Origin of the sequence: Streptomyces sp. NPDC002785, from assembly GCF_040295565.1 — a bacterium.
GTDB lineage: Bacteria > Actinomycetota > Actinomycetes > Streptomycetales > Streptomycetaceae > Streptomyces.
In genome coordinates, this window is record NZ_JBEOVN010000354.1 from 1 (window position 1) to 3,536 (window position 3,536).

3 protein-coding genes are annotated in these 3,536 nt (G+C 67.5%); 2 read left to right on the plus strand and 1 reads right to left on the minus strand.

Annotation, left to right across the window (positions count from 1 at the left end; all coding sequences use genetic code 11):
- Nucleotides 1-56 precede the first annotated feature (56 nt).
- Nucleotides 57-893 (minus strand): aldo/keto reductase, encoded by an 837-nt coding sequence (locus tag ABTZ94_RS36805; protein ID WP_351207698.1) that lies wholly within the window; start codon nucleotides 891-893, stop codon nucleotides 57-59.
- A gap of 321 nt (nucleotides 894-1,214) precedes the next feature.
- Here ABTZ94_RS36805 and ABTZ94_RS36810 point away from each other — a divergent pair, with 321 nt between their 5' ends.
- Nucleotides 1,215-1,430 (plus strand): hypothetical protein, encoded by a 216-nt coding sequence (locus ABTZ94_RS36810; protein ID WP_351207700.1) that lies wholly within the window; start codon nucleotides 1,215-1,217, stop codon nucleotides 1,428-1,430.
- Between the two features lie 9 nt (nucleotides 1,431-1,439).
- Nucleotides 1,440-3,494, plus strand: coding sequence for a PQQ-dependent sugar dehydrogenase (locus ABTZ94_RS36815; RefSeq protein ID WP_351207702.1), 2,055 nt, complete (start codon nucleotides 1,440-1,442; stop codon nucleotides 3,492-3,494).
- Nucleotides 3,495-3,536 lie beyond the last annotated feature (42 nt).

The following is a 3,536-nucleotide window of genomic DNA, read 5'->3' on the forward strand; positions in this document are numbered from 1 at the left end:
GCCCGGCTCGGCAGCCGGGCGGCGGTCTGTGCACTTCAACGGTGCAGTGGCACGGCTCAGGCGCCGAGATTGAACTCGCCCGGGTTCGGGCCGAGACGCTTGCCCTCGTCCAGTGCGGCGAACGCGGCCAGGTCGTCGGCGTCCAGCTCGAAGCCGAACACATCGAGGTTCTCCACGATCCGGGACGGCGTCACGGACTTCGGGATCACCACATTGCCGGTCTGGATGTGCCAGCGGAGGACCACCTGGGCCGGCGTGCGGCCGTGCTTCTGGGCGATCGCGACGACCGTCGGGACCTCCAGGAGACCCTTGCCCTGGCCCAGCGGCGACCAGGCCTCGGTCGCGATGCCGTGCTTGGCGTGGAAGGCGCGCGACTCGGCCTGCTGGAGCTGCGGGTGGAGTTCGATCTGGTTGATCACCGGGACCACGGAGGTCTCGCCGAGCAGACGCTCCAGGTGCTCGGGCAGGAAGTTCGAGACACCGATGGCCTTCGCGCGGCCGTCGGAGCAGATCTTCTCGAAGGCCTTGTACGTCTCGATGTACGCGTCCTTGGCCGGCACCGGCCAGTGGATCAGATACAGATCGACGTAGTCGAGACCCAGCTTGTCGAGCGAGGTGTCGAAGGCGCGCAGGGTGGAGTCGTACCCCTGGTCGGCGTTCCACAGCTTCGTCGTGACGAAGAGCTCCTCGCGGGCGACACCGGCGGCTGCGATGGCCCTGCCCGTACCCTCCTCGTTCTCGTAGATCGCGGCGGTGTCGATGCTCCGGTACCCGCACTCGATGGCTGTCGCGACCGCCTTCGCGGCCTCGGTGTCCGGCACCTGCCAGACGCCGAAACCGAGCTGCGGCATCTCGACGCCGTTGTTGAGGGTGATGCAGGGGACCTTGCTCACGAGCGGTCGATCCTTACGTCGTCGGTTGGGATTCTCATGGTCAACGATCAGGGAGTGTCATGCATTCCCCGTCGGCCCGCTGTTCGCAGCCGCTGCCTGTCCGGCCCAGGCATGACGTGGGCTCACCCCGGTCTCACCCGGCCCCGTCCTGTATGTGCTTCGACGCCGCCGGTCCGCTCCCGAGCGGTCCGAAATCCTGTGAACTCGCGTACGGGCATTGATATTTGGGCCTGCGCGGAGCATTGACAGATCGTTCTCCAGGGAATCCCATGCAGTGATGGTCAGGAAACTTTCCTAACGTCGATCCGGAAGGGAGCTCCCGTGCACGCTGACCGACCCCCACGCCGTACCGTCGCCGTCCTCGCCGGCCTCAGCTGTCTGCTTCTGCCCCTGCTCGCCCACGTCCCGAAGGCTTCAGCCGCCACGGCGAACGGCGGCCCCGACACTCACGGCTCCGGCAGTGACGCGGACGCCTGCAGCAGGGTGTCCCGGTCCCCGTACGACTTCACCAGGATCGTCGTCCAGTACAAGGGCTGAGGAGGTCGAATGAGTACCACCACGAGCAAGCGAACTCTTGGCGGGACGGCGCTCGCCGCCGCCGGACTGCTGCTGCCCCTGCTCGCCGCGCCGCCCGCGGAAGCCGCAGCCACCCGTTACGAGGCGGAGGCTGCGACGATCGTCCAGGGCGCCGCCGAGTCCAACCACACCGGCTACTCCGGGACCGGTTTCGTCAACGGAGACAATGTCGTCGGCAGCTATGTGGAGTTCACCGTCACCGCGGCCTCTGCCGGGACCGGACAGATCGCCATCCGGTACTCCAACGGCACAACAGCCGGCCGGCCCGCGGATCTCGCCGTGGGCGGCACGGTCGTCTCGGCCGCCCGCGCCTTCGACGCCACCACCGACTGGAACACCTGGGCCACCTCCACCCTGACCACCCCGGTCAAGGCGGGCAGCAACAAGATCCGGCTGACGTCCACGACAACCAACGGGCTGCCCAACCTCGACTACATCGACTTCACGGTCACCTCATCGGACACCGAGGCCCCCACCGCACCAGGCCGGCCCAGCTGCTCGGCGATCACCGAGGACAGCCTCACGCTGAACTGGGGCGCCGCAACGGACAACGTGGGCGTCGCCGCGTACGACATCTATGAACACGGCAACAAGTTCGCGGAGGCGGCGGGCACCGCCACGACGAAGAACCTGACCGGGCTCACGGCCAGGACCACGTACAACATCACCGTGTTCGCGCGTGACGCGGCCGGCAATGTGTCCTCGGTCAGCCCCATCGTGGACTGCACCACCCTGCCCAGCTCCGACACCACCGCGCCCTCGGCGCCCGGCACCCTGTCCACCTCGGGCCTCACCACGAACAGTGTCGTCCTGAACTGGGGAACGTCGACGGACAACAAGGCCGTCACCGCCTACGAGGTACGCAGCGGCAGCACCGTCCATAAGACCGTGACCGGCACCCCGCCGGCGACCACGACCACCCTCACCGGGCTCGCCTGCGCCAGCCCGTACACGCTGGACGTCGTTGCCAAGGACACGGCGGGCAATGTCTCGCCGCCGAGCAACACGGTCACCTTCACCACCCCGGCCTGCGCCACCGACGGCGGCGTACCGTCGGGCATCGCCACCGTCTCCACCGGCTGGTCCATCCCCTGGGGTACCTATTGGATGCCCGACGGCAAGACCGCGCTGGTGACCGAACGGGACAGCTTCAAGGTCTTCAAGGTCACCCCTGACGGCACCAGGACCCAGGTCGGCACCGTGCCGGGCGCCGTCACGACCAACGGTGAGGGCGGCCTGCTCGGCGTCGCTGTCGACCCCAAGTGGGCCACCAACCACTACGTGTACGTCATGCACACCGCGTCCGAGGGCAACCGCGTCGCCCGCATGACGTACGACGGCAGCTCGCTCGGCGGATACACGGTCCTGCTCCAGGGGATCAAGAAGAGCAGGTACCACAATGGCGGACGGCTCGCCTTCGGCCCCGACGGCTATCTGTACGCGTCGACCGGCGAGGCCCAGACCCCCGACCTGGCCCAGGACAAGAACTCGCTGAACGGCAAGATCCTGCGGATGACCACGGACGGCAAGGCCGCCCCCGGCAACCCGTTCGGCAACTACGTCTACAGCTACGGCCACCGCAATCCGCAGGGCCTCGCCTTCGACGGCAACGGCCGTCTGTGGGAGGCGGAGTTCGGCGACAGCAAGAAGGACGAGCTCAACCTCATCAAGCCGGGCAACAACTACGGCTGGCCCGTCTGCGAGGGCAACTGCTCGACCGCCGGCATGACCAACCCGAAGAAGACCTGGAACGTCTCCGAGGCCTCGCCCAGCGGTATCGCCATCGTCCGCAATGTCATCTACATGGCCGCGCTGAAGGGCGAACGGCTGTGGCGGGTACCGATCAACGGTGACACTGAGAACCTCGGCACGCCGACCGCGTACTACGTCGGCACGTACGGCCGGCTGCGCTCGGTCACCAAGGTGCCCGGACAGGACCAGCTCTGGCTCTCCACCACCAACTGCGACAACAACGGAGGCGAACCGGACGGCGCGGACAAGCTGTTCCGCATCTCGATCACGTAGCAAGCACGCGCTGTACCGCTGAGGCACGGCCGTGCCTCAGCG